Origin of the sequence: Pseudomonas sp. NKUCC02_KPG, from assembly GCF_019345465.1 — a bacterium.
GTDB lineage: Bacteria > Pseudomonadota > Gammaproteobacteria > Pseudomonadales > Pseudomonadaceae > Aquipseudomonas.
On record NZ_JAHKRC010000019.1, the window covers coordinates 91179 to 114659 of the forward strand.

Here is a 23481-nt window from a genome sequence, read left to right on the forward strand (position 1 = left end):
TACTGCGTTGCATCTCATGACTCTGTAGGAGCGGGCTGCTTGAAGATCCGAAGGATCTTCAAGCAAGGGTTGCTGCGCAACCCATCGCAGCCTTCGGCAGCGACTACAGAGACTTACTCCGCCAGCTTGAAGGTAATGAAGCTGGCGCGACCCTGGCGCAGAACCCGCATCGACACTGAACGATTCTTCGGCAATGCCTTGGCAATTTCAGTGAACTCCTTGCCGTTGGTAATCGCCTGATTGTTCAGATGAGTAATCACGTCGCCTGGTTGCAGGCCGATCAAGGCAGCAGGACCGTCCTGAACGTCAGTGATGATCACACCGCCCTTGATGTCGTTGGCTTTCTTCTGCTCTTCGCTCAGGTCCGCCACAGACACACCCAGACGGTTGCTGCTTTGCTCGGCACCGGTGCCCGAAGCAATGTCTTTCGCGTCATCGGGGATGGCACCGACAGTCAGGTCCAGGTTTTTGCGCTTGCCGTCACGAATCACTTCAAGCGTTGCCTTGCTGCCGGCCTTGAGTGCGCCAACCAGATGCGGCAAATCTGCCGACATGACGATCGGCTGACCATTCATGCTCAGAATCACGTCGCCGACTTGCAGACCGCCTTTGGCAGCCGGACCGTTATCCAGTACCTGGGCTACCAGTGCACCGGCAGGTTTTTCCAGACCGAAGGACTCGGCCAGGTCCTTGTTGACCTCTTGAATCACCACGCCCAACCAGCCACGGCTAACCTTGCCGCCAGCCTTGAGCTGGTTGGCAACGTCCATCGCCACATCGATAGGGATTGCGAAGGACACGCCCATGAAGCCACCGGAGCGGGTGTAGATTTGCGAGTTGATACCCACCACTTCGCCCGCCAGGTTGAACAGCGGACCACCCGAGTTGCCCGGGTTGATCGGCACGTCTGTCTGGATGAACGGTACGTAGCTTTCATTCGGAAGGCTGCGACCGATGGCGCTGATAATGCCTTGGGTCACGGTATGGTCAAACCCGAACGGTGAACCGATGGCAACCACCCACTGACCCGCCTTCAGATCCTGGGACTTGCCCAGCTTCAAGACAGGCAGGTTTTTGCCTTCGATTTTCAGCAACGCAACGTCGGAACGTGGATCCGTCCCCACCAGCTTGGCTTTCATTTCACTGCGATCAGACAAGCGCACGATGATTTCATCGGCGTCCGCCACCACGTGGTTGTTGGTCAGGATGAAGCCATCCGGCGAGATGATGAAGCCCGACCCAAGGGACTGGGCTTCGCGCTGGCGACCACCTTTGCCACTTGGCGGCATGCTGCGTTCAAAGAAGTCACGCAGGCCTGGCGGCAAGCCTTCCAGGTCTGGCATTTGCCCCATGCTTGAGACCCGGCGCTCCGGCAGCTTTTGCGTGGTGCTGATATTCACTACCGCTGGCGAGGCTTGCTCGACCAATTGGGTGAAGTCAGGTAACTGCGCTTCTGCCATGACTGGCACTGCCTGCCCGAGCATCAGCACGGCTGCAAAAATAGGTAAATACGATTTCAATCGAGGCATCGACATACAGCTCCCGTTAGTAACTGCAGAGTTAAGCGACAGGCACCAAAAAACAAGACCAAAGCATAGACCGTTTTTTAGGCCCCGGAAAACAAACAAGGCCAGAGCCCGCTAGGGCCCTGACCTTCATAAAAAGACAATAAAATGGCAAATCAAAATGTGTCACCCGCCATGTCGGAGCAACCCTATGGTTTGGCCTGCGTATCGTCTTTACCGACACGCATCGAGAGCGCAATACGCTCTGCGGTCCCCAAAGGAATTTCACCGACCACAGTGGCCATCATGTCTCCCTCGGGAGTACTCAGGTGCCGAGTAACCGCAGCTGTAGGCCCCAGTTGGACACGGGCATCGGGAACGGCAGCGCCCTGCAAAGGTTCGAGAAACACAGAGAAGCGCGTCAAGCCATCGTCATACAAAAGACTGGTGACTTCAGACTTGGTCCGGGGATCACGATGCACTGTGCTGCTGACCTGCTCGAAACCGGGCGGCAGCCAGTCGGAGTGCCAGACATGAGCCGTGTCAGCGACAGGTGCTGCAGTATCAGCCACCGTAACCGGGCGGCATTTTCCTGCAGGCGTCAGCTGGTTGTCATCAGGGGGCGTCGTCACCAGGGTTGTAAACTGGTAACGCTCAAGCAACTGGCCCTTGTCATTAAGCAACAACGACTTGAGAGGCAAACCGGTTTCACGATCCAGGTACAACTCAAACCCATAACGGTGCTGGTCGCGAGGGGCGAGTGAGATCACCACCACCGGTCGACCTGCAACCCTGGAGTCACCCTGCTTTGTGACGGAGTACCAGTCATTGAGCTTCTGGGCATCGAACTGTCTTGCCGGGACGGCAGTGACATCTCCCAACGCCGAGGCCAACTTGCCAGTGACACATTCAGTGCGCCCATCCGTACGAATGACCTCTTGAGCAGAGCCATCCAACTGCATCAAACGTTCGCGAACTTTCCCATCCTGCACACGGTGCCAGATGCTATGGGTAGAAAAACTACCGTTACGCTCGTAAACGAAAGTGCCTTGATAGCTGTGCTGTTGCTCGGCCTGCCCAAGACGTTTGAGCCAGTCCTGGGCTTCATCGGCGTGGGCCGGTACTGCAAACCAGCCACTCAGCAGAAGAGGTAGCAAAGGTAGGACGCGCATATTGGTCCTTAACGGTTTTCAAGGCTCGCGGCACGAGCATACGGCAGCGGGCTTTCAGCCCCTTTCAACGCGGCTTGCTGTGCGTGCTGACGCAGGTAGCCTGGCAAGCGCTGATCCTGCCAACCTGGCTGGCCTTGCAGAACACCGTTGGCCATGGGGCCTGTAGCCTTGTCGGAGCTTTCGCTGTAATTGGCCAGTACCGCCGGGCCTTTCGCCATCGGTGCACTCAGGCTCTGCACAGCATTCTGCTGAGCCAGCTGATTACCGACGATGTCATCCTGGTTGTACAGCCTTACACCCGCCAGAACAGCAACGGTAACCGAAGCGGCTACGGCCAGACGACCAATGCTGCGCCACGGGCCACGTACGACCTTGACCGGGGTTTGCTCTTCGGCCAGCGCGGCCGAAACGGCAGATGCGATGTCCAGGCGCGGAATCAACAGGTCCTTGTGCATCACAGCACGGGCCACCTGATAACGGGACCAGGTGTCACGGGTTTGTGTGTCGTCAAAGGCATTCAATACCCGACGTAGTTCCAGTTCGTCCGCTTCGTTATCCATCACTGCGGACAGCGATTCCTGCAGGGCTTCACGACTCATGGCGGTTCCTCTCTTGGCTGTCGCCGCTGTCTCAGTTTTCCTGCAACAACGGCTGCAGGGCTTTATCAATGGCTTCCCGAGCGCGGAAAATCCGGGAGCGCACGGTACCCACCGGACACTGCATGACGCTCGCAATGTCCTCATAACTCAGACCATCAAATTCACGTAAAGTTAACGCCGTACGCAAATCTTCTGGCAGTAACTGAATAGTGCGATGAACGGTGCTTTCGATCTCGTCACGGAGCAAAGCGCGCTCCGGCGACTCGAGATCCTTGAGACCATGATCACCATCGTAAAACTCGGCATCTTCCGAGCTCACATCACTATCCGGCGGACGTCGCCCCCGTGACACCAGGTAATTTTTCGCCGTATTGATGGCGATGCGATACAGCCATGTATAAAAGGCGCTGTCACCGCGAAAATTACCGAGTGCCCGGTAAGCCTTGATAAAGGCTTCCTGGGCTACGTCCTGGGCTTCATGGGTGTCGTGCACAAAACGCACGATCAACCCGAGAATTTTGTGCTGATACTTCAACACGAGCAGATCGAATGCGCGCTTATCGCCACGCTGTACGCGCTCGACCAGCTGCTGATCCTCTTCCTGGGCTAGCATGAATACTCCTCATAAGACCGGGAGGAAGATTGCTTTGCTAAATGATCAGGCTTGCAAACATAGACTCGGGCTTTACACAAAAGTTCTCTCCCCCCTGGCAAGTTTCCTGCGTGCTCGGATTTGGCACACACGAAAACGCAGCTCGGGCCTGGCCGGCTGCGTCAATAATCTTGTCGTCACATTCCGCTGTCAGGTCGAAACACAGACCCCGCATCAATCTGGACGCCGTACCCCTGCATCAAGGGCAGCCCTTAATGGAACCCCGGACCGTACGAAAAGTTCAATATCTTCGTACGCCACCGATGGCACCACACCAGCGCAACAGACCTGGCGTTACCCCCAGCCCTGATCCCCCTTGCAGATTTTTTGTGCAAATCAACATGCAGACCCATCGAGTCTGAGGCACACTTTGCGCCCGCTGTAATTTCACAATGCCATAAAGGCCCGGCCATTGTGCCGATCCCCCCCTCTATATACTAGTGGGCGCTTTTTTGCGGATGTCAGAAGAATGAGCCAACATTTTCAACATGATGTGCTGGTGATTGGCAGCGGCGCTGCCGGCTTGAGCCTTGCGCTCACGCTACCCAGCCATATGCGTATTGCGGTCCTCAGCAAAGGCGATCTGGCCAATGGTTCGACGTTCTGGGCACAGGGCGGCGTAGCCGCAGTACTGGATGACACCGACACGGTGCAGTCTCACGTCGAAGACACCCTCAATGCTGGCGGCGGGTTATGTCATGAAGACGCTGTGCGCTTTACCGTCGAGCACAGCCGCGAAGCCATCCAGTGGCTGATCGATCAAGGCGTCCCCTTCACCCGTGATGACACCGTCGACCCCGAGCAGCCCGGCTTTGAGTTTCACCTCACCCGTGAAGGCGGCCACAGCCACCGGCGCATCATCCATGCGGCGGATGCCACGGGTGCCGCCATTTTCAAGACGTTGCTCGAACAGGCGCGCCAGCGACCCAATATCGAACTGCTCGAACAGCGCGTCGCCGTTGATCTGATTACCGAGCGTCGACTGGGCCTGGAAGGCGACCGCTGCCTGGGGGCCTATGTACTGGATCGCGCCACGGGCGAGGTCGACACCTTTGGCTCGCGCTTCACGATTCTGGCCACGGGTGGTGCGGCCAAGGTGTATCTGTACACCAGCAACCCGGACGGCGCCTGCGGTGACGGAATCGCCATGGCCTGGCGCTCGGGGTGCCGCGTTGCAAACCTGGAGTTCAACCAGTTCCACCCTACCTGCCTGTATCACCCGCAGGCCAAAAGCTTTCTGATCACCGAAGCGCTGCGAGGCGAAGGCGCACACTTGAAGCTGCCCAACGGCGAGCGGTTCATGCAGCGCTTCGACTCCCGGGGTGAACTGGCTCCGCGGGATGTCGTCGCACGCGCCATCGACCATGAAATGAAGCGCCTGGGCATCGACTGCGTGTACCTGGACATCAGCCATGAGCCCGAAGCATTTATCAAGGCCCACTTCCCGACTGTCTATGAGCGCTGCCTGACATTCGGCATCGACATCACCAAACAGGCCATCCCGGTGGTGCCTGCGGCGCATTACACCTGCGGCGGAGTGATGGTCGACGAACATGGCCACACGGACGTACCAGGCTTGTACGCCATTGGCGAAACCAGTTTCACCGGTCTGCACGGCGCCAACCGAATGGCCAGTAATTCACTGCTGGAGTGCTTTGTATACGCCAAGTCAGCGGCGGCCGACATTCTCGCCCAACTCCCTGAAATCGCTGCGCCCGCAGCCCTGCCAAGCTGGGATGCAAGCCAGGTTACCGACTCTGACGAAGATGTGATCATCGCCCACAACTGGGATGAACTGCGGCGCTTCATGTGGGACTACGTAGGCATCGTGCGCACCAACAAGCGCCTGCAGCGCGCCCAACACCGGGTGCGCCTGCTGCTGGACGAAATTGACGAGTTCTACAGCAACTACAAAGTCAGCCGCGACCTGATCGAACTGCGCAACCTGGCACAAGTCGCCGAATTGATGATCTGCAGCGCCATGGCGCGTAAAGAATCACGCGGCCTGCATTACACCCTGGACTATCCAGAGATGCTGGCGCAGGCGAAGGATACGATCCTGACCCCGACCCGGTGAGGCACGTCAGGTACGAGAACGCGGCACCGCTCGAGACAGCGTTGCCGCGTTTTTTTTCACGGTGAACAACAGTCCCACCTGCAGCCAGGACAAGCGCGCCAGAGCGCAACCAGTCTGGCAACGCCCTCTCAAGCAGCATCCTGAATTAGCGACAGTTCCGGCAAGAACTAGGATACGTCCTACATATTTAACATCTAAACATTGCTAGCTTTTTCGGTTTTAGCTTTCCACGCGCACTACGGGCCAATCGTTCGCCTGCTCAGTGCCTGTGGTCCGCGCCATATGACTGAAAAAGGAACACTGGATGTTCAACCCACGCCCTCAAACCCGTTTCAACCTGACCGCAAGCGTCTTCAAGCACCCTTCCTTCGCCCACCAAAAATCCTTTAACGCGCCCTCTTGTTTTGACCTGGAACGGGTCAGCGAACGTCCTGATCTGGATATCGAAAGCCTGCAACCTCAAGTCCTTGAAAAGGGCCTCTCCAGCAAAAAAGGTGTTTGCCTGATTGAAGGAGCCGCAGCATGACCCAGATTGCGGCGCAACAATGGATGGCCGAGCAACGCCACCTCGGGCGCTCTGTATGTTTGATTCTGGACTCACTGGACGAACTCACCGCCCGTAACGGCCTGTTGAACAACAGGGCACCTGAGCTGTATTGCAGCATTTACCGCGAAACGCCGGCTGCCGATATGGCAGACAATGGGCCTTTTCTGTTTCTTATCGACAACCCTGAAGACAAGCACTTGAGCGAGTTGCTCAAAGCGCCTGAAAGGAACTGGGGCTGGCTTGCCAGTGTTGCACCTGAGGCAGGGCTACAGGCGCTGGTCAAACATTGGCGCGACCGCATGATTTTCGGCGTCCGGCCCCATCGAGGGATTTATCGTTTCCATGACAACCGGGTGCTGGCCCGCGCCCTGAAGCACTTAACCACTGCAACGGTTGCGGGGTATTTAGGACCCGCGATCAGCGTCTGCTACTGGCAAGGGGAGCACTGGGAAACACTCAGCAACCCGGCACCGGGCAACTATCCAGCTCCTGAAAGCCCTGTCTGGAATGACTTTCCCATGGAGGCCGATCAGCGCGCCAGCACGCGCGAAGCCAATGCCCACCGCTACCTGCTGGCCAGGCATCTTGAAGCCTATGCCCGAATTGCCGAACAACAAGACCCGGAACTATGGCTCAGTACTCTATTGGCCCAGGCCAACACCTGGGGTTGGCAGGCGTCTGAGCAGTTGGAGTTTTTGCTCGTTCAGCGTTTAAAGACTACCACTGACCCACTTGCACAGCGCTGGGAGGCGCGCCCTGGTGAAAGTCCTGATGCTCATTTCCAGCGAGTTTTTCAGGAAGTGCAGTTTTGGCAAGGCGATGGCCCTTTATGAAAGCAATGATTAAAGCGCTGTTCCTGGGGACCTGCGCACTGTCAACGACTGGATGTTTTGCTGACAAGTCAGACAGTTTTATTTTTACGGCTGATCTGCCTCCAAGTTTTGCTTATTACGCAGTGGCCAAGTACGCGCCCGCCAAGGGAGAAACTTGTACGGCCACCCTTGATGACAATCCATACCTCGGTTTCAACAGAGAGTGGCGAACAGCATACAAACCAGAATCTGAAATACCGATTTACCGCACAGTCAAAGGCTGCAGACTGGCCATCTATAAAATCGACCTGGAAATCAATGCCACTTATGGAAAAACTCGAGGAGACTTCAGCACCGAAACAACAGCCGTTATTATTCGAGAAAAACTAGAAGAGCAATATAAAGGAGCTTTCGATACCAAAGGAGAAAGCACCATTAATGGTCAATGCCAATGGCTGTTTCGCACAATCGGACCAGACAGTTACATCACAAAACTCCTCGACTGCAAAAAAATTGACGATAAAGGTTTGGTGACTAAAGGACGACCCGTAGGGGCTTACACCCTAGATCAACTACCGGGTAAAACTGTGAGACTGAAGATAAATTTGGCCAATGAGGAAAGGCCTTCAATTGGCAATACTTGGCTGAGGTTTCCTAATGGTTGGAAACGTTGCATGGGCACAGGCATGGAAGACCAATATGCATTCTGCCGTAAAAACCAAAAAGACTTCAGCACTTTTCTCATGCCCGGCGGAAAGCAGTGCTCTATCTATCCTGGCTGCATAGAATAAGGAAATTACCCAATGACAGTAATATTTAAAGGCGGCGTTTTGGGTTCTTGTGTGGCCCTGGTAGCAGGGTGCGCCATGGGCAAATCGGAAAGTTTTACCTTTACGGCTGATCTGCCTCCCAATTTCACTTACGAAGCAGTGGCCAAATATGCCCCCATCAAGGGGGAAACCTGCACCGTTAAAAAGCCTCATGTTGGCTATAACCAAAGATGGCGCCTTGGCCATAGAGAAATATACAAACTCGATCAAGAAACCCCCATCTATCGGACTGTAGAGGGCTGTCGGGTCGCTATTTATCGCATTGAACTCTTCATCTACGGTTCTTATGGAAAAGACCGTGGAGACTCCAGTAGAGACTCAGCGATGGTTATCGTTCGCGAGGAACTGGAAGAACAATATAAAGAAACTTTTGATGTTAGTGGAGAAAGCGCCATAAATGGTCAATGCCAATGGCTGTTTCGGACAGTAGGCCCCAAGCGATATATAAGAAAACTCCTCGACTGCAAAAAAATTGACAATCAAGGCTTGGTGACTAAAGGACGACCCGTAGGGACTTACACCTTGGATCAACTACCAGGTAAAACTGTGAAGCTAAAAATCAAGTTGGCCGATGAAGAAAGACCCGGCTGGGGAGATACATGGGTCAAGTTCCCCAATGGCTGGAAACGCTGTATGGGAAAAAGCTTTGAGGATCAAGACGCATATTGCTTCGGAAACCACAAAGAATTTAGCAGTTTCAAAATGCCTGATGGGCGTAGCTGCACTATTTATCCTGGCTGCACTGAATAAGGACACTAAAATATGACCACTTTTGATGAAGAGGTGAAACACCCGCTAAACAGTCGTATGTTTGCCTGTCCTACTCAAGGCAAATGGACACGTTTTCAGTTGGTTGACGAAAATGGCGAAGGGCAACCTTATGCTGGACTTGCCTATAAGGTAATCGATGCGGAAGGACAGGTATACGAGGGTAAATTAGACGACACAGGAACAGGCAAGGTAGAAAACCACTTTGGAGGCCCAATAGCTTTGATTTTAGAAGCGCATTATCAAGGGCAAGAGCTGGCCTATGTACGCCGAATACAAAGGCCCCACTACCCACTTCCAATAACTGACCTCCAGGTTCGTGCCGAACAAACCCGTTACTTTCATAACGACGGCTCACGCACTCAAAGTAACCCCGCCCAAGCCAGTGCAGATTTTTTCTGCCAAGTTGAAGTTCGCCATCTGGTTAAACATGTCGCACATTTACCGCCCGAGGTTGAAGCTCACTATCCGCCCAATAAACACTGGGCCAAGCTTATGCGCGAGCATGGAAAACAGGGCGTCTGCCTGCTTCCAAATAAACATAACGTACTGGAAATGCGCCCTTTACGGGCCCTGCGCCCGATGCTCTCCACCGACTCGCAGTTCTGTGCGCTGAATCTGTATCAGCTCTCCCTTATGACCACCTTGAGCTACAACCCGTTTGGTCAGCAGCCTGATAAGACGCCCATCAGGGCGAAGGCTGTAAGTTTCCCTGTACAGCCGAGCATGGGTAACTGGTTTGGCGACGCTCTGGCCAGGTTTGATGAAATCTGGAAAGTAGACCCTGGACAAACCAGTGCCTACTACCCGCTATATGAAGATGTACCGTACTCAAAACGCCTGGAAATCGTGCCGTTTGATCCTGATCTGTACCCATCGAATAGCCCGGATCTGGAAGATAAACAAGAACACCCGGCCAGCATTCACTTTCTCGATGATCGAGAGCAAATTAATAGTACTGACACCCAGGCCTTTATCACCCATAACGACGAGTTCATGCTGATTTCTGTACGCGGTACCAATGAAATACTAGCGGATGGACTTAGGGATGCAGATGCGCTCCAAGTCCCTTTTGTTGAAGGCGTCGGCAAGGTTCACCGTGGATTCTATGAAGCGGCACTGAAAGTCTATGACCTCACGGCCAACTATCTCGAGAAGTTTTACACCGGACAGAAGCTAATCATTTGCGGCCACAGCCTGGGTGGGGCAATTTCCTTACTGCTCTCGGAGATGCTGCGGCGCCAGAAAGAATATGAAGTCGACATCGTGCTGTACACCTACGGCGCCCCAAGAGCAGCAGACAGCACTTTTGTAAAAGGCGCTGCCGACCTGGTGCATTACCGCATGGTCAACCATAACGACCCGGTACCCAGCGTGCCGGCACCCTGGATGAACACCAAGCCCAGGGTGTACCTCCCGGGAGCGGCACTCACTTTCTTTAACGCGCCTCTGGGCATCGCAGGCTTTGTCGCGGGCATTGCCAACTTGACCGGCGAGCCTTACGAGCATCACGGCACCTTGCAACACTTTATGCCGGTAGCGTTCGGCGCAAACAAAATGTCCTCGATTATGTGGGAACCCGGCTGCGACACCATTACCGAGCATGCGGCCTGTACTCTGGCCATTCATCAGAACAATGGGCTACCTGAAAGATCGGGGTTCATTTCCCAGATTTTTGACGCGGACAACCATTCAATGGTCGGCGGCTATATCCCCGGTTGCTGGGCTGCCCTGCGGCGTTGGCAAGAAGCCCTGAAACTCAAGCGCTCTCTGGTGACCTATGATGAGTTCGAGCACATCAGAATTGCTCTGGCAACAATCACGGAACAACTGCGCTCCAAGCGCCGCATGCTCAGCGACTCTCCTACCCCCTACAACCGGGCCATCGAACTGACCATCGATGCGCTCAATCGTGAGATCGACAAGGTACACATGACCTTCGAGCGCTTGAAACGCCTGCAGCAAAGCACAATCAACGAGGCCCGTGTTTACGGCGCGTTTTCAACACAGCCCGACCTGCTGTCAGAGTGCCTGTTGCGCTGGGATGCTCATCCGGAAAACAAGGTCCCGGAACAACTGGCCATGGCCCCCACCGCAGACGCCAATCATGAACGGTTGGGCTTGCTCCACGGACGCGTCATTGGTACGCCCTTTACCGTCAGTATTGATTCACTGTTCTAGGCCCTGGGCACTATTCGGGTGCCAGCCACCTACGCCGACTGAACTTCAGTCGCACGCGCAAGCGTCGGTGCTGATCCGGCGCCAGCGCATCTGCCGGGATGCACACCGCCCGCACCCGCCACTCATCGCGTACACGAAAGCGCACGATCACGACCCAGGGCAGCGCCAGGCTGTCACGGCGCAACTGCACGGCCTGCCAGCCCTTGTCACGACTCCATAACTGCCAGCCATCGGCATCATGGCGCAATCGGGTTACGGCACTGGCGTGGGTCAGTCGAATATGCCGTGGCAGCGCCCAAACCCCATGGGCCAGGCACAACAATGCGCCAAGCACACGTGCCCAGACAGGTATTGAAAGAAGGCAGATTGAGATCAGCGCCAGGGCCTGGGCTGCAAGATAAGCCGCCAGCAATTGCCCGCAGGCATGCCAGCGGCATTCAAAACAATTACTTGGGCTGGACACGATCCAGAATCATGCGAACCATGCGCTGCAGCTCAGGGTCTTCAGACTCGGCGCGCTCCATGAACCAGCCAAACATGTCCTGGTCTTCACATTCCAGCAGCTTGCGATAGCATTCACGGTCCACGTCGTTAAGGGTGGCGTACACCTCCTTGACGAAAGGCACCAGCAGCACGTCCAGTTCAAGCATGCCGCGACGGCTGTGCCAGTAGAGACGATTGAGTTCAACATCTTCGACCATGGAGCGCTCCTCAAATAGAGCGCAAGTATACAGGCCGATCCGTCATAGAACAGTCGGCTTTGGTCGGCCCCTGGAACTACCCATTTGCAGGGCACACCTCTATGATGTGTCCCAGACATTTTTTACCTGCGATGACCCATGGCCGACTCTGCTTTTTTCTGCACTCTGAACCACGAAGGCATTCTTGCTGTGATCGGCAACGACGCCAGCAAGTTTCTGCAAGGCCAGTTGACCTGCAACCTCAACTACCTGAGTGAAACCCGCTCGAGCCTGGGGGCCCGCTGCACGCAAAAAGGCCGCATGCAGTCCAGTTTTCGCATCGTGCTGCAGGACAACGGCTGTCTGCTGGCGATGGCTCGCGAGCTGGTTGAACCCCAGTTGGCAGACCTGAAAAAATACGCGGTGTTTTCCAAATCCAAATTGACCGACGACAGCGCCAACTGGGTTCGCTTTGGCCTGTACCAGGCGGACGCGGTACTGCAAAGCCTGGGCCTGAACCTGCCTGCCGAAACCGACAGCGTTGCTCGTGCCAGCGATTTGATCGCCATTCGCGCCTCCGAAGACCGTGCTGAGCTGTGGGCTCCTGTGGAGCAGACCGAAAGCCTGGTCCAGCACTTGAAAACGCAACTGGTTGAGGCCGATCTCAATGAATGGTTGCTGGGCCAGGTACGCGCAGGCATTGGCCAGGTCATGCCCCAGACCCGCGAACTGTTTATTCCGCAGATGATCAACCTGCAAGCCGTGGGCGGTGTCAGCTTCAAAAAAGGTTGCTATACCGGCCAGGAAATCGTCGCCCGCATGCAATACCTGGGCAAGCTCAAACGCCATCTTTACCGTTTGTCGCTGGAGGCGGGTCATGATGTCCCGGCGCCCGGCACCCCTCTGTTCTCCCCTACCCACACCAGCTCCGTAGGCGAAGTAGTGCTTGGGGCCAAAGCAGAGAACGGGATCGAGTTGCTGGCCGTCCTGACCTCCGATGCCGCGCAAGCGGGGGATATTCACGTGGGCGACTTGCAAGGCCCTGGCCTTTCGCTGCTTGAGCTGCCGTATCAACTGGACCGTGATCGCGAGATCCAGCGTTGATTGCCACACATCGAAATACCCCCTAGAGAAATGAGCATGCTGGCGCGCAGAGTCCAAATGGACTTGATCAAGGCCATTGATAGAGATGATCTGGTTTTACCAACGCTGCCTGAAGTGGCGTTGAACATCCGCAAGGCAGCTGAAAACCCTGAAATCAGCGTCAGCCACTTGAGCAAGGTCATCGGTCGCGACACCGCGCTGTCCGCACGCCTGATCAAAGTGGTCAACAGCCCGATGCTGCGTGCCACCCGGGAGGTCACTGACCTGCACACCGCGATCACGCGCCTGGGAGTCAACTACAGCAGCAATCTGGCGATCGGGCTGGTCATGGAGCAAATCTTCCATGCCCGCTCGGAAGTCGTTGAGCAAAAAATGCGCGATGTATGGCGTCAAAGCCTGGAGGTGGCAGGGATTTGCTACACCCTGTGCCGCCGCCATACCTCGCTCAAGCCCGACCAGGCGGCACTGGGTGGCCTGGTGCATCAAATCGGCGTGCTGCCCATCCTGAGCTACGCCGAAGAGAACAACGAACTGCTCTCCGACCCGATTTCACTCAATCACGTCATTGAAAGCATTCACCCGCTGATTGGCGACAAATTGCTGGCGGGGTGGGAGTTCCCGGAAATGCTGTTAAAGGTTCCGGGCCAGTATCAGGACTTTTCTCGCGAATCCAAAAACATCGACTACATCGACCTTGTTCAAATCGCGACCGTGTTCATGCAACAGGACATCGACAAGCTGAACGCCCTGCCCGCCTTCAAGCACCTGGGGCTGGATGCAGGCGATGCAAAATTTGAACAGCAGCTCAATGACGCACGCGGAATGTTTATCTAGGCCAGCAGCTGGCTTTGTGGGAGCGGGCTTGCTCGCGATGGCATCAGCGCAGTCTTTCAGTCAAACCGGGTCGCCTGGATCGCAGGCAAACCGGCTCCCACACAAAACACGCCTGCTACTGCACCCGCCCGCCATTGGCCGGCACGAAACTGACCCGCACTTTCAACCCGCCCTGGGCACCGTCATGCAGGCTGATGTGTGCCAGGTGAGCGCGACAGATATCGCCCACAATCGCCAGGCCCAACCCCGACCCCGCCACGTGTGAATTGCGTCGATAGAAGCGTTCAAAAACCCGTTCGCGGTCTTCAAGAGGAATCCCCGGACCGTCATCTTCGACTTCCAGTATCGCGGGCGAATTGACTCGCAAAATAATATTGCTACCCGATGGCGAGTGGGCCATGGCGTTGTCCACCAGATTGCTCAGCAGTTCATGCAGCAACGTGGGCTCACCGTACAACCACACCGGCTGGTCGGCCTCAAGCGCCAGCGCAAAACCCCGGGCATGGGCCAGCGGTGCCATTGCCATCCCCAGCTCGCGGGCCAACTGGCTGAGGTCGAGCAACTGCGCCCCCCCTTCGGCGATGGCGCGGGCGCCATTTTCAATACGCGCCAGCGACAGTAGCTGATTGGCCATGTGGGTCAGGCGGTCAGTGCCCTGGGTCGCCTGCTCGAGCGTATTGCGCCAGGTCGACGGATCATTGGCGCGCAAACCCAGCTCAAGCTGGGCCTTGAGCACCGCCAGGGGTGTACGCAGCTCATGGGCGGCATCTGCAATAAACTGCGCCTGACGCTTGAATTGACTGCGCAAGCGCTCGGTAAAGTGATTGAGCGCCTGAACCAATGGCCGCAACTCTCGCTGTACCGAGACCAGCGGCAAGGGTCGCAAGTCATCCATCTCACGCTCCTCAACGGCTGTGCGCAAACGCTCCAGCGGGCGTAAAGCGGCACTGACGGCAAACCACACGACCAACAACGCCCCCAGCCCCAGCATGCCCAAACGCAGCAAGGTATCCGCCATCAAGCTGCGCGCCATGGCCACCCGGGCCTCATCGGTTTCGGCGACGCGGATTTCCGCCATGCCATTCATGCTGGGTTCGGTGACGGCCTTGAGCAAACTCACGACCCGCACGTTCTGCCCCAGGTAGGTGCCGTTATAGAAACGCGCCAACGCCGGGTAATCATCGGTACGCGGCGTGCCCGGTGGCGGAGCAGGCAGGTTTTCATAACCTGAAATCAGGTGCTGATGGATATCGTTGACCTGATAATAGATTCGGCCCGCACTGTCGTAGGCAAACGTATCAAGGGCAACGTAGGGAACATCTGCGCTCAGGGTGCCATCACGTTGCGAAAGGCCTGCAGAAATGGTTCGGGCCGAGGCCAGCAAGGTTCGGTCGTACGCCGTGTCGGCGGCCTCACGACCATTGAAATAGGCGCTCAGCCCACTAGCCAGCATCAAGACAACCAGCAACAGCGTGAGGTGCCAGAGCAGGCTCCAGCGCAAGCTGTCGAGTTTAAACATCGCGGCTTTCCAGCAAGTACCCCAGGCCCCTGAAGGTCACAATCGCCACCGCCTGGCCGTCGAGCTTCTTGCGCAAGCGGTGAATATAGATTTCGATGGCGTCAGGACTCGCTTCCTCGTCCAGGCCAAACACTTGAGCCGCCAGCTGCTCCTTGCTCATGACCCTTCCCGGCCGTGCAATCAGCGCTTCGAGCACGGCTTGCTCGCGAGAGGTCAGGGTCAGCAGCTCATCACCCAGGGAAAAGCGTCGGGTGCCCAGGTCGTACACCAGGGACCCGCATTGCTGCTGGCGTTCGCCGCCCAACACGCTACGGCGCAACAGCGCTTTGACCCGCGCCTCCAGCTCGGTCAGCTCAAAAGGCTTGGCCAGGTAATCATCGGCCCCAAGGTTGAGCCCATGAACCCGGTCCTTTACGTCGCTGCGCGCCGTCAGCATCAACACCGGCAAGGTTTTGCCACGGGCACGCAAACGCGCCAGCACTTCAAAACCGTTCATGCGCGGCAATCCCACATCCAGGATCGCCACTGCATATTCTTCGCTGCTCAAGGCCAGGTCGGCCGCCACGCCATCGTGCAGTACATCCACGGTCAGGCCAGTGCCTTTCAAGGCCTGGGCAACACTCTCGGCCAGCTGTAGCTGATCTTCGACCAAAAGCACACGCATCGTGTTTACCTCATTTTTTTTGTCCGGGCCGCAGCCTTTTGTGCGCGGAGTGTACAGACGACAGGAGTGCTGTGAAGCCCAAAAACAGGGAATGTCTACTGAAAGGTTAGCGAAAGGTTGACGAGCTAGCATCGCGAGACTGACAGGAATCTCTGTTGCCGTTATGCACAGCACAACGGCCCGAAAAACGCCTTGAAGCGTTTTCGTCAATAAGAACAATAACGGAGCACCCCATGCTGACTTATCAGTCCAAGACCTCTCGCTTCTGTATTTCTTGCGTGTCCGATACTCCCCTCGCGGCCCCTGCGAGTGGCTTTCTGCCATCTGCACGTTCTACGTAACGCGGGTGGAGCACGGCTCTGCGCCAACGATTCCAAGCAACAAAAAATGCCCTATAAAAACAAAAGCTCCTGAGGAGACGATATGAAACTTCCCCTGCGCACCCTGGCACTCGCTGCCGGCTGCATGCTGTTCACCGGCCAGCTCATGGCCGAGCCAAAACGTCCTGAATGCATTGCCCCGGCCTCCCCAGGCGGCGGTTTTGACCTGACCTGCAAACTGGCTCAAAGCGCACTGGTGAACGAAAAGCTGCTGAGCAAACCCATGCGCGTGACCTACATGCCCGGTGGCGTGGGCGCCGTTGCCTATAACGCCGTGGTCGCCCAGCGCCCGGCCGATGGTGGCACCCTGGTCGCCTGGTCCAGCGGCTCATTGCTCAACCTGGCGCAGGGCAAATTCGGTCGTTTCGATGAAGGTGCCGTGCGCTGGCTGGCTGCTGTCGGCACCAGCTACGGAGCGATTGCGGTGAAAAACGACTCGCCCTACAAAAATCTCGACGATCTGGTTCAAGCACTGAAGAAAGATCCGAGCAAAGTGGTGATTGGTTCGGGCGGCACGGTGGGCAGCCAGGACTGGATGCAAACGGCACTGATTGCCAAGGCTGCCGGGATCAACCCCCGCGACCTGCGTTATGTGGCACTGGAAGGTGGTGGTGAAATCGCCACAGCGTTGCTGGGCGGCCATATCCAGGTCGGCAGCACGGACATTTCCGACTCCATGCCGCATATCCAGAGCGGCGACATGCGCCTGCTGGCGGTGTTCGCCAACGAACGCCTGGACGAGCCGGAGATGAAGGACATTCCGACCGCCAAAGAGCAGGGCTATGACATTGTCTGGCCCGTGGTGCGCGGCTTCTACCTGGGGCCGAAGGTCAGCGACGAGGATTACGCCTGGTGGAAAGCGGCTTTCGACAAGCTGCTGGTCTCCGAAGAGTTCAACACCCTGCGCGATCAGCGAGAGCTGTTCCCGTTTGCCATGACCGGCCCGGAGCTGGACACCTACGTCAAAAAGCAGGTGGCTGACTACAAAGTCCTGGCCCAGGAATTTGGCCTCATTCAGTAAGCCTTACTGACCGGTAACCGGGCCACGATCCTTCGCAGGCCCGGTTCAGGAGTGAACCATGCTCTTCCAACGCATTTTTGCCTCAGTGCTGCTGCTCGCGTGTGCCGCACTGGCGCTGATGGCCTGGCCCTATCAGGCGCAGTTTTCCTATGAACCCGTTGGCCCGCGGGCCTTCCCGCTGCTGATGCTCGGCCTGATGGGACTGGGGCTTGTCTACATGATTTTTCGCCCCACGCCCGTCGTCCACAGTGAAGACGACCCGCAGCTGGACCGCGAAACCCTGACCAAGATCGCGCTGTGCACCGTGTTGCTGCTGATCTTCGCCGGTACGTTCGAGCCCTTGGGTTTTATCCTTAGCAGCATCCTGATCGGTATCCCGATGGCACGCCTGTATGGCGGACGCTGGCTACCCAGTTGCGTGATCGTCAGCCTGATAAGCGTCGGTCTTTATCTGCTGTTCGATAAAGCGATGGACGTCCCACTGCCGCTTGGCCTGCTCGAAGCTCTGGAGAACTGATATGGATACTTTTGGCTATTTGGGCCAGGGCTTTGGCGTCGCACTCAGCCCGTACAACCTGGTCACCGCGCTGTGCGGGACTCTGATCGGCACGGTGGTCGGCCTGTTGCCGGGGCTTGGGCCGATCAACGGGGTCGCACTGCTGATTCCAATCGCATTTGCCCTGGGCCTGCCACCGGAGTCTGCCCTGATTCTGCTGGCCGCGGTCTATCTGGGCTGTGAATACGGCGGCCGTATCAGCTCAATCCTGCTGAACATCCCGGGCGAAGCGTCCACCGTGATGACCACCCTCGACGGCTACCCTATGGCCCGCAAGGGGCTGGCCGGGGTGGCGCTGTCGCTGTCCGCGTGGAGCTCGTTCATCGGCGCCTTCATTGCCACCTGTGGAATGGTGCTGTTCGCCCCGTTATTGGCCAAGTGGGCGATTGCCTTCGGCCCGGCGGAATATTTCGTGCTGATGGTGTTCGCCATCGTTTGCCTGGGCGGCATGGCTGGGGACCGCCCTCTCAAGACCTTTATCGCTGCACTTATCGGGCTGTTTCTGTCTACAGTCGGGATTGATGCCAACAGCGGTGTTTACCGGTTCACCGGCGACAACATCCACCTGACTGACGGCATTCAGTTTGTCGTGCTGGTACTGGGCCTGTTTTCCATCAGCGAAATCCTGTTGCTGCTGGAGAAAACCCACCGCGGCCAGGAAGCCGTGAAGGCCACGGGCCGCATGATGTTCAACTTCAAGGAAGCGTCTGCTGTATTTGTCGTGAACATCCGTTGCGGCTTGCTCGGCTTCATCATGGGCGTACTCCCGGGGGCAGGCGCAACACTGGCCAGCGCCGTGGCCTACATGACCGAGAAACGTCTGGCAGGCGCTAGCGGAAAATTCGGCCAGGGCGACATGCGTGGTCTGGCAGCACCTGAAACCGCCATCGGCGCTTCGGCCTGCGGCGCACTGGTGCCCATGCTGACTCTCGGCGTACCGGGTTCCGGCACCACGGCGGTGATGATCGGCGCCCTGTCGCTGTACAACATCACCCCGGGCCCGCTGCTGTTCCAACAGCAACCCGATATCGTCTGGGGCCTGATTGCGTCGTTGTTTATCGCCAACATCATGCTGGTCATCCTCAATATCCCGATGATCCGCATCTTCACCCGCATTCTCTCGGTGCCAAACTGGGCGCTGGTGCCGGTGATCGCAATCATTACCGCAATCGGTGTCTACGCCGTGCACGCCACCACGTTCGATCTGTTCCTGATGATCGGTATCGGCATCTTCGGCTACATCCTGCGCAAGCTCGACTTCCCGCTCTCTCCGGTACTGCTGGGGTTCATCCTGGGTGGTTTGATGGAGCAGAACTTGCGTCGTGCGTTGTCGATTTCCAACGGTGCGCTGGAGATCCTGTGGGCAAGCCCGATCACCCTGGGTGTCTGGGTACTGACGGCGATCATGTTGCTGCTGCCTGTGCTGCGCATCTGGCGCAAGCGTAGTGCTCAACGTCGCGCCTTGGCCGATGCTTGATTCAGGATTCAGGCACTGGTGGGGCACGCCACTGGTCGGTCTGGCCGGTGGCTACCTCGCCAGCCTGATCGGCTGGCCGTTGCCGTGGATGGTCGGTTCATTGCTGGCCATCATCCTGGTGCGCTGCCTGACACTCTGGCAGTTGGCCGAGATCCCTGGCGGACGTAAATGCGGTCAGTGGATTGTGGGCATCGGTATCGGCCTGCACTTCACGCCCGTGGTCATGGAGCAGGTGCTGGCGCACTTCTGGCTGATCCTGGCGGGCGCCCTGCTCACCAGCGTATCGAGCGTCATCGGTGTGTGGCTGATGCGCCGCAGTGGTGAGGACCGCGCCACGGCATTCTTCTCCAGCATGCCTGGTGGTTCGGGTGAGATGGTCAACCTCGGCGCCCGCAACGGCGCCGTGTTGAGCCGGGTTGCTGCTGGCCAGAGCCTGCGGGTTCTGACCGTTGTACTGTGCGTCCCGGCAGCCTTCAAATACCTGATGGGCGAAGGCGCTCCCGCCTTGCAGCCCGCACCTGTCAATTTTTACTGGTTGGCGTTGCTGTTTCCGGCAGGGGCTTTGCTGGCCTGGATCTGGCAACGCTTGCGCCAGCCCAATCCGTGGCTATTCGGGCCGCTGCTGGTCAGCGCCAGCGTCAGTATCCTGTGGGATTTGCACACTGGCCTGCCGGACGGCAGCAGCCAGATGGGCCAGTGGCTGATTGGCAGCGGGCTGGGTTGTCACTTCAACCGGGCGTTCTTTCGTCGGGCGCCGTCCTTTATCGGACGAACCTTGCTCGGCACCGCGGTGACAATGCTGATCGCCAGCCTGTGTGCGCTGGGCTTGAGCACCCTGACCCAGCTCGATCTGCGCTCCATGACCCTGGGCATGATGCCCGGTGGTATCGCAGAAATGAGCCTCACAGCAGAAACCCTGCAACTGTCAGTCCCGCTGGTCACGGCCTTGCAGGTCATGCGCCTGATCTTCGTGCTGTTTTTAGCCGAGCCCCTGTTTCGATACTGGGTTCGCCAGGACCACAACGGGTCATCTCTGTAATCCTGGGCACACCCGATGTCGCGGGTGTGCCTCCTCCCATGCACTTAAACCGGTGGCAGTTTCCAGTCGATCGGGGACAGGCCGTTTTGCTCAAGGAACTTGTTGGTCCGACTGAAGTGGCCGTTACCAATAAAACCCCGATAGGCAGACAACGGTGAAGGATGCACCGAGGTCAGCACCAGATGCTTGGTCGCATCAATGAGTTTTTGCTTGCTCTGGGCATGGGCACCCCACAACAGGAAAACCAGCTTGGGCTGCTGCTCGCTCACCACCTGGATAATCCGGTCAGTGAAGTGTTCCCAGCCTTTTTTGGCATGGGAGGCCGCATTGGCGCGCTCCACCGTCATTGTCGTGTTGAGCAGCAATACACCCTGCTCGGCCCAATGCTGCAGGCAGCCGTGGGGGGCGATATCGATGTTCAGGTCACGTTTGAGCTCTTTATAGATATTGACCAGCGAAGGCGGCGTCGGGATACCGGGCTGCACTGAAAAACACAGGCCATGCGCCTGGCCCGGGCCGTGGTAAGGATCCTGCCCCAGAATCACCACCTTGATCTTGTCCAGCGGCGTCAGGTTCAGGGCGTTGAAAATAAGCGGACCTGGCGGGTAGATCTCTTTGCCGGCGGCATGCTCCTGGCGCAAGAATTCGCGCAGCCCGGCCATGTAAGGTTTATCGAACTCCTCACGCAAAGCCTGCTTCCAGACAGGTTCAAGTTTTATACGGTCATCCGACGTCATGGCTACATCCTGAAAAACAATGGGGCGGACACTAGAAAAGCCCGCCCCCATTGTCAACTGCCCTAACGGCCCCGCCACCCTCCGCCATTATCGGGGCCCCTGCCATAACCAGGCCCGTGGCCAGGATGATAGCCTCGCTCGCGGTAGTAGCCCCGTGGTGCAGGGTAGTAGCGCGGCCCCTGATAGTAGCGTGGAGCTGGCGCGTAGTAGCCACGCGGGTACACATAGTAAGGACGGTAACCGCCTTCGTAATAAGTGACCGGAGCCGAGTACACCTCAGAGCGGTAGTAACCTGAACTGCCCGAGTAGTAAGGCACGCAGGCTGTCACAGACAAGCTGATGGCAATGATAGAAAGTAGGCGACGATACATGGCGGCCTCCTGGACCGCGAAAGAGCACCCCCAGCGACGCTGGGGGGCGACAAACAGCAACAGCGTCTGACACCTGTTAAGACTGCAAAAATGATATTCAGTGCCGTTGATAAAACGCGTCAGACCTACAGATCCGACCAAGGGTGAGTGCCATCCCTGGCACCTCTCGCAGGTCGACCCGCCGTCAGTTAATCAAGCACTCAGTCGAGCACCGAAAATGCACAGGCGCCAGCGTTTGCGGCAGTGCACTCGTACACTATCAGCCCCACGCCGCTTTCAATCATTGTCCAGCTGTCAATATTGGCAAGACGCATTGAATGTTCATTCGCCGTACTTTGACGATACGACAAGTTGATCCGGGAGCGGTCCTGAGCTTTATATTCGCAATATCCGATGCGACCGGCAGTGCCTTGCTGATTGTTCAACGGATAAAAAACAGCCCCCTCAAATGACGTCAGCCGCGAAGGTGACAAAGCACTGGAGACCGCGATCCATTCATCCCCGGCCCTGTGGCTCGGCGCCGTGTAGACGCCCTCCCTGAGGGTCACATTATCAACACTCGGACAACTTTCGGCCGCACTGACCAGTGAACTTGCCGACAGAAACAGTGCGCACAAAAAAACATGAACTGACTTCATAAACAGACACTCCAGAAGATGAATTTTAATGTTGATATTTACGAACAGGCGTTACCTGCCGATAACTTCAAGAGTAATCAACCAAGACTATTTAACAATGCCGTTATACGTAGCTACTTTCCGATAGTGTTGCGTGAAGTTATTTATCAACTAACTATTCGCCAATGAGCGGGTGTACACACCTGAACGACTCGAGCAACAGAACCCTGCGTACACCTCCAACAGCGATTACCATAGCTCGAGTAAACGCCTGCCCCACAACGGACACCTGACATGACCACGCCCGACCTTTGCCCAGCCTGTGGCGCCCGTAACGACTGCACCCAGGCCAACCCTGACACCCTGGGCCAACCCTGCTGGTGCTTCGGCGTGACTATCGACCCAGAAATCATCCGTGCCTTGCCAGTGGAGCAGCGCAATCTGACGTGTCTCTGCCCTCGCTGCGCGAAAGTTCTGAGCCAATTGCAGCCAGCGCAAACGTAACACCTCACGTAAGATGTTCGGCTGTATTCCTTGTGATTGATCGCTATGCGTGTAGACCGTTTTCTGAGCAACCTGCCCCAGTTCAACCGCCAACAGGTTCGCTTGCTCATGATTGAGAAGCGCATCCAGGTCGATGGGCAGGTCATCAGCGATCCGCGCCACGAAATCAATGCATTCAGCCGTATCGAGCTGGATGAGAACATCCTGCAGGCCGGAAAACCTGCCCGGTACTTCATGCTGCACAAGCCACAAGGTTGCGTAAGCGCCACCCGGGATGCGGAGCATCCCACTGTGCTCGACTTGCTGAATGAGCCGGACAAGCATGACCTGCATATCGCCGGTCGACTGGACTTCAATACCAGCGGGCTACTGCTGATCACCAATGACGGGCACTGGTCGCGCCATGTCACCCAACCGCAGACCAAGATGCCCAAGGTGTATTACGTCGAGACCGAGCAGGAAATAACCGATGCCTACATCAGCAAATTTCGCGAGGGCGTCTATTTCGCTTTCGAAGACTTGACTACCCAGCCCGCCGGGCTGGAACTGCTGGGCCCATTCAGTGCGCGCCTGAGTATCGTTGAAGGTCGTTACCATCAAGTCAAACGCATGTTCGGCTTCTTCGACAACAAGGTCATGCGCCTGCACCGTGAGAGCATCGGGCCACTGGTGCTCGACAGCCAACTGGCCCCCGGCGAGTACCGGGCGCTGAGCGAGCAGGAAGTGCTTCAATTCCAACCCGCACCTGCGAGTTAGCCAGCAACGGGGCCTACCCCTTTCTGTAACAATCACGGAGCACCATCAGTCAGACCGACGCTCGATTCACCGGAGTCTG

At 57.0% G+C, this 23481-nt stretch carries 25 protein-coding genes; 14 read left to right on the forward strand and 11 right to left on the reverse strand.

The window, feature by feature from the left end; genetic code table 11:
* Positions 1-113: 113 nt before the first annotated feature.
* From KO536_RS21775 to rpoE, 4 genes are all read right to left on the reverse strand, one after another.
* A complete protein-coding gene (locus KO536_RS21775) occupies positions 114-1535 on the reverse strand; it encodes a DegQ family serine endoprotease (RefSeq protein WP_219262916.1) in 1422 nt (473 codons plus the stop codon).
* A 179-nt stretch (positions 1536-1714) separates the two neighbouring features.
* Complete coding sequence (locus KO536_RS21780) at positions 1715-2677, reverse strand: MucB/RseB C-terminal domain-containing protein (protein ID WP_219262917.1); 963 nt, start codon at positions 2675-2677, stop codon at positions 1715-1717.
* 8 nt (positions 2678-2685) lie between these two features.
* Positions 2686-3276 (reverse strand): sigma-E factor negative regulatory protein, encoded by a 591-nt coding sequence (locus KO536_RS21785; RefSeq protein WP_133077675.1) that lies wholly within the window; start codon positions 3274-3276, stop codon positions 2686-2688.
* Between the two features lie 31 nt (positions 3277-3307).
* The gene (gene rpoE, locus KO536_RS21790) at positions 3308-3889 is read right to left on the reverse strand and encodes an RNA polymerase sigma factor RpoE (RefSeq protein ID WP_048359852.1); all 582 of its coding nucleotides are present in this window, start codon (positions 3887-3889) and stop codon (positions 3308-3310) included.
* 508 nt (positions 3890-4397) lie between these two features.
* On the opposite strand from rpoE, the gene nadB reads away from it, so the two are divergent.
* The 6 genes from nadB to KO536_RS21820 all read left to right on the forward strand — a co-directional run bounded on the left by nadB (position 4398) and on the right by KO536_RS21820 (position 11143).
* Complete coding sequence (gene nadB, locus KO536_RS21795) at positions 4398-6005, forward strand: L-aspartate oxidase (protein WP_133077676.1); 1608 nt, start codon at positions 4398-4400, stop codon at positions 6003-6005.
* A gap of 304 nt (positions 6006-6309) precedes the next feature.
* On the forward strand, positions 6310-6531 hold the full coding sequence (locus KO536_RS21800) for a hypothetical protein (RefSeq protein ID WP_133077677.1): 222 nt from the start codon (positions 6310-6312) through the stop codon (positions 6529-6531).
* On the forward strand, positions 6528-7385 hold the full coding sequence (locus KO536_RS21805; RefSeq protein WP_219262918.1) for a DUF4123 domain-containing protein: 858 nt from the start codon (positions 6528-6530) through the stop codon (positions 7383-7385). The genes KO536_RS21800 and KO536_RS21805 overlap by 4 nt, the downstream gene beginning before the upstream one ends.
* Positions 7382-8155, forward strand: a complete 774-nt coding sequence (locus KO536_RS21810; protein ID WP_219262919.1) for a hypothetical protein — start codon at positions 7382-7384, stop codon at positions 8153-8155. The genes KO536_RS21805 and KO536_RS21810 overlap by 4 nt, the downstream gene beginning before the upstream one ends.
* Positions 8156-8167: 12 nt before the next feature.
* Complete coding sequence (locus KO536_RS21815) at positions 8168-8944, forward strand: hypothetical protein (protein WP_219262920.1); 777 nt, start codon at positions 8168-8170, stop codon at positions 8942-8944.
* A gap of 12 nt (positions 8945-8956) precedes the next feature.
* Positions 8957-11143: a lipase family protein gene (locus KO536_RS21820; protein WP_219262921.1), complete on the forward strand. Its 2187-nt coding sequence runs from the start codon at positions 8957-8959 to the stop codon at positions 11141-11143.
* A gap of 10 nt (positions 11144-11153) precedes the next feature.
* On the opposite strand, the gene KO536_RS21825 is transcribed toward KO536_RS21820, so the two are convergent.
* Both KO536_RS21825 and KO536_RS21830 read right to left on the reverse strand, forming a co-directional pair.
* Positions 11154-11606 (reverse strand): protein YgfX, encoded by a 453-nt coding sequence (locus KO536_RS21825; RefSeq protein WP_219262922.1) that lies wholly within the window; start codon positions 11604-11606, stop codon positions 11154-11156.
* Positions 11590-11844 (reverse strand): succinate dehydrogenase assembly factor 2, encoded by a 255-nt coding sequence (locus KO536_RS21830; protein WP_003440597.1) that lies wholly within the window; start codon positions 11842-11844, stop codon positions 11590-11592. Before KO536_RS21830 ends, KO536_RS21825 begins: the two co-directional genes overlap by 17 nt.
* A 138-nt stretch (positions 11845-11982) precedes the next feature.
* On the opposite strand from KO536_RS21830, the gene KO536_RS21835 reads away from it, so the two are divergent.
* Both KO536_RS21835 and KO536_RS21840 read left to right on the forward strand, forming a co-directional pair.
* A complete protein-coding gene (locus tag KO536_RS21835; protein ID WP_133077682.1) occupies positions 11983-12927 on the forward strand; it encodes a folate-binding protein YgfZ in 945 nt (314 codons plus the stop codon).
* Positions 12928-12957: 30 nt separating this feature from the next.
* Positions 12958-13761, forward strand: a complete 804-nt coding sequence (locus KO536_RS21840; protein WP_219262923.1) for an HDOD domain-containing protein — start codon at positions 12958-12960, stop codon at positions 13759-13761.
* A gap of 115 nt (positions 13762-13876) precedes the next feature.
* Here KO536_RS21840 and KO536_RS21845 read toward each other — a convergent pair whose 3' ends face one another.
* Both KO536_RS21845 and KO536_RS21850 read right to left on the reverse strand, forming a co-directional pair.
* On the reverse strand, positions 13877-15280 hold the full coding sequence (locus tag KO536_RS21845; RefSeq protein ID WP_133077684.1) for a sensor histidine kinase: 1404 nt from the start codon (positions 15278-15280) through the stop codon (positions 13877-13879).
* Positions 15273-15944, reverse strand: a complete 672-nt coding sequence (locus tag KO536_RS21850; RefSeq protein ID WP_133077685.1) for a response regulator — start codon at positions 15942-15944, stop codon at positions 15273-15275. The genes KO536_RS21845 and KO536_RS21850 overlap by 8 nt, the downstream gene beginning before the upstream one ends.
* 423 nt (positions 15945-16367) lie before the next feature.
* On the opposite strand from KO536_RS21850, the gene KO536_RS21855 reads away from it, so the two are divergent.
* The 4 genes from KO536_RS21855 to KO536_RS21870 are packed head-to-tail and all read left to right on the forward strand — an operon-like array spanning position 16368 to position 20417.
* Positions 16368-17345, forward strand: a complete 978-nt coding sequence (locus tag KO536_RS21855; RefSeq protein ID WP_133077686.1) for a tripartite tricarboxylate transporter substrate binding protein — start codon at positions 16368-16370, stop codon at positions 17343-17345.
* Positions 17346-17403: 58 nt separating this feature from the next.
* Entirely contained in the window at positions 17404-17862 is a 459-nt protein-coding gene (locus KO536_RS21860) for a tripartite tricarboxylate transporter TctB family protein (RefSeq protein WP_219262924.1), read from the forward strand.
* A gap of 1 nt (position 17863) precedes the next feature.
* The gene (locus KO536_RS21865) at positions 17864-19378 is read left to right on the forward strand and encodes a tripartite tricarboxylate transporter permease (RefSeq protein WP_133077688.1); all 1515 of its coding nucleotides are present in this window, start codon (positions 17864-17866) and stop codon (positions 19376-19378) included.
* Positions 19371-20417 carry an AbrB family transcriptional regulator gene (locus tag KO536_RS21870; RefSeq protein WP_219262925.1) on the forward strand — a complete coding sequence of 349 codons (1047 nt, stop codon included), beginning with the start codon at positions 19371-19373 and terminating at the stop codon, positions 20415-20417. Before KO536_RS21865 ends, KO536_RS21870 begins: the two co-directional genes overlap by 8 nt.
* Positions 20418-20461: 44 nt before the next feature.
* On the opposite strand, the gene ung is transcribed toward KO536_RS21870, so the two are convergent.
* From ung to KO536_RS21885, 3 genes are all read right to left on the reverse strand, one after another.
* Entirely contained in the window at positions 20462-21154 is a 693-nt protein-coding gene (gene ung, locus KO536_RS21875; RefSeq protein WP_133077690.1) for a uracil-DNA glycosylase, read from the reverse strand.
* 62 nt (positions 21155-21216) lie between these two features.
* Positions 21217-21525 carry a hypothetical protein gene (locus KO536_RS21880; RefSeq protein WP_219262926.1) on the reverse strand — a complete coding sequence of 103 codons (309 nt, stop codon included), beginning with the start codon at positions 21523-21525 and terminating at the stop codon, positions 21217-21219.
* Positions 21526-21725: 200 nt separating this feature from the next.
* A complete protein-coding gene (locus KO536_RS21885) occupies positions 21726-22163 on the reverse strand; it encodes a DUF3757 domain-containing protein (RefSeq protein WP_219262927.1) in 438 nt (145 codons plus the stop codon).
* Between the two features lie 273 nt (positions 22164-22436).
* On the opposite strand from KO536_RS21885, the gene KO536_RS21890 reads away from it, so the two are divergent.
* Positions 22437-22646 carry a cysteine-rich CWC family protein gene (locus KO536_RS21890; RefSeq protein WP_219262928.1) on the forward strand — a complete coding sequence of 70 codons (210 nt, stop codon included), beginning with the start codon at positions 22437-22439 and terminating at the stop codon, positions 22644-22646.
* 45 nt (positions 22647-22691) lie between these two features.
* A complete protein-coding gene (locus tag KO536_RS21895; RefSeq protein WP_133077694.1) occupies positions 22692-23402 on the forward strand; it encodes a pseudouridine synthase in 711 nt (236 codons plus the stop codon).
* Positions 23403-23481 lie beyond the last annotated feature (79 nt).

Coding starts and splice junctions, on each gene's coding strand:
- KO536_RS21775 (WP_219262916.1), bottom strand. CDS start 1,535: ATGTCGATGCCTCGATTGAAATCGTATTTACCTATTTTTGCAGCCGTG.
- KO536_RS21780 (WP_219262917.1), bottom strand. CDS start 2,677: ATGCGCGTCCTACCTTTGCTACCTCTTCTGCTGAGTGGCTGGTTTGCA.
- KO536_RS21785 (WP_133077675.1), bottom strand. CDS start 3,276: ATGAGTCGTGAAGCCCTGCAGGAATCGCTGTCCGCAGTGATGGATAAC.
- rpoE (WP_048359852.1), bottom strand. CDS start 3,889: ATGCTAGCCCAGGAAGAGGATCAGCAGCTGGTCGAGCGCGTACAGCGT.
- nadB (WP_133077676.1), top strand. CDS start 4,398: ATGAGCCAACATTTTCAACATGATGTGCTGGTGATTGGCAGCGGCGCT.
- KO536_RS21800 (WP_133077677.1), top strand. CDS start 6,310: ATGTTCAACCCACGCCCTCAAACCCGTTTCAACCTGACCGCAAGCGTC.
- KO536_RS21805 (WP_219262918.1), top strand. CDS start 6,528: ATGACCCAGATTGCGGCGCAACAATGGATGGCCGAGCAACGCCACCTC.
- KO536_RS21810 (WP_219262919.1), top strand. CDS start 7,382: ATGAAAGCAATGATTAAAGCGCTGTTCCTGGGGACCTGCGCACTGTCA.
- KO536_RS21815 (WP_219262920.1), top strand. CDS start 8,168: ATGACAGTAATATTTAAAGGCGGCGTTTTGGGTTCTTGTGTGGCCCTG.
- KO536_RS21820 (WP_219262921.1), top strand. CDS start 8,957: ATGACCACTTTTGATGAAGAGGTGAAACACCCGCTAAACAGTCGTATG.
- KO536_RS21830 (WP_003440597.1), bottom strand. CDS start 11,844: ATGGTCGAAGATGTTGAACTCAATCGTCTCTACTGGCACAGCCGTCGC.
- KO536_RS21835 (WP_133077682.1), top strand. CDS start 11,983: ATGGCCGACTCTGCTTTTTTCTGCACTCTGAACCACGAAGGCATTCTT.
- KO536_RS21840 (WP_219262923.1), top strand. CDS start 12,958: ATGAGCATGCTGGCGCGCAGAGTCCAAATGGACTTGATCAAGGCCATT.
- KO536_RS21845 (WP_133077684.1), bottom strand. CDS start 15,280: ATGTTTAAACTCGACAGCTTGCGCTGGAGCCTGCTCTGGCACCTCACG.
- KO536_RS21850 (WP_133077685.1), bottom strand. CDS start 15,944: ATGCGTGTGCTTTTGGTCGAAGATCAGCTACAGCTGGCCGAGAGTGTT.
- KO536_RS21855 (WP_133077686.1), top strand. CDS start 16,368: ATGAAACTTCCCCTGCGCACCCTGGCACTCGCTGCCGGCTGCATGCTG.
- KO536_RS21860 (WP_219262924.1), top strand. CDS start 17,404: ATGCTCTTCCAACGCATTTTTGCCTCAGTGCTGCTGCTCGCGTGTGCC.
- KO536_RS21865 (WP_133077688.1), top strand. CDS start 17,864: ATGGATACTTTTGGCTATTTGGGCCAGGGCTTTGGCGTCGCACTCAGC.
- KO536_RS21870 (WP_219262925.1), top strand. CDS start 19,371: ATGCTTGATTCAGGATTCAGGCACTGGTGGGGCACGCCACTGGTCGGT.
- ung (WP_133077690.1), bottom strand. CDS start 21,154: ATGACGTCGGATGACCGTATAAAACTTGAACCTGTCTGGAAGCAGGCT.
- KO536_RS21880 (WP_219262926.1), bottom strand. CDS start 21,525: ATGTATCGTCGCCTACTTTCTATCATTGCCATCAGCTTGTCTGTGACA.
- KO536_RS21885 (WP_219262927.1), bottom strand. CDS start 22,163: ATGAAGTCAGTTCATGTTTTTTTGTGCGCACTGTTTCTGTCGGCAAGT.
- KO536_RS21890 (WP_219262928.1), top strand. CDS start 22,437: ATGACCACGCCCGACCTTTGCCCAGCCTGTGGCGCCCGTAACGACTGC.
- KO536_RS21895 (WP_133077694.1), top strand. CDS start 22,692: ATGCGTGTAGACCGTTTTCTGAGCAACCTGCCCCAGTTCAACCGCCAA.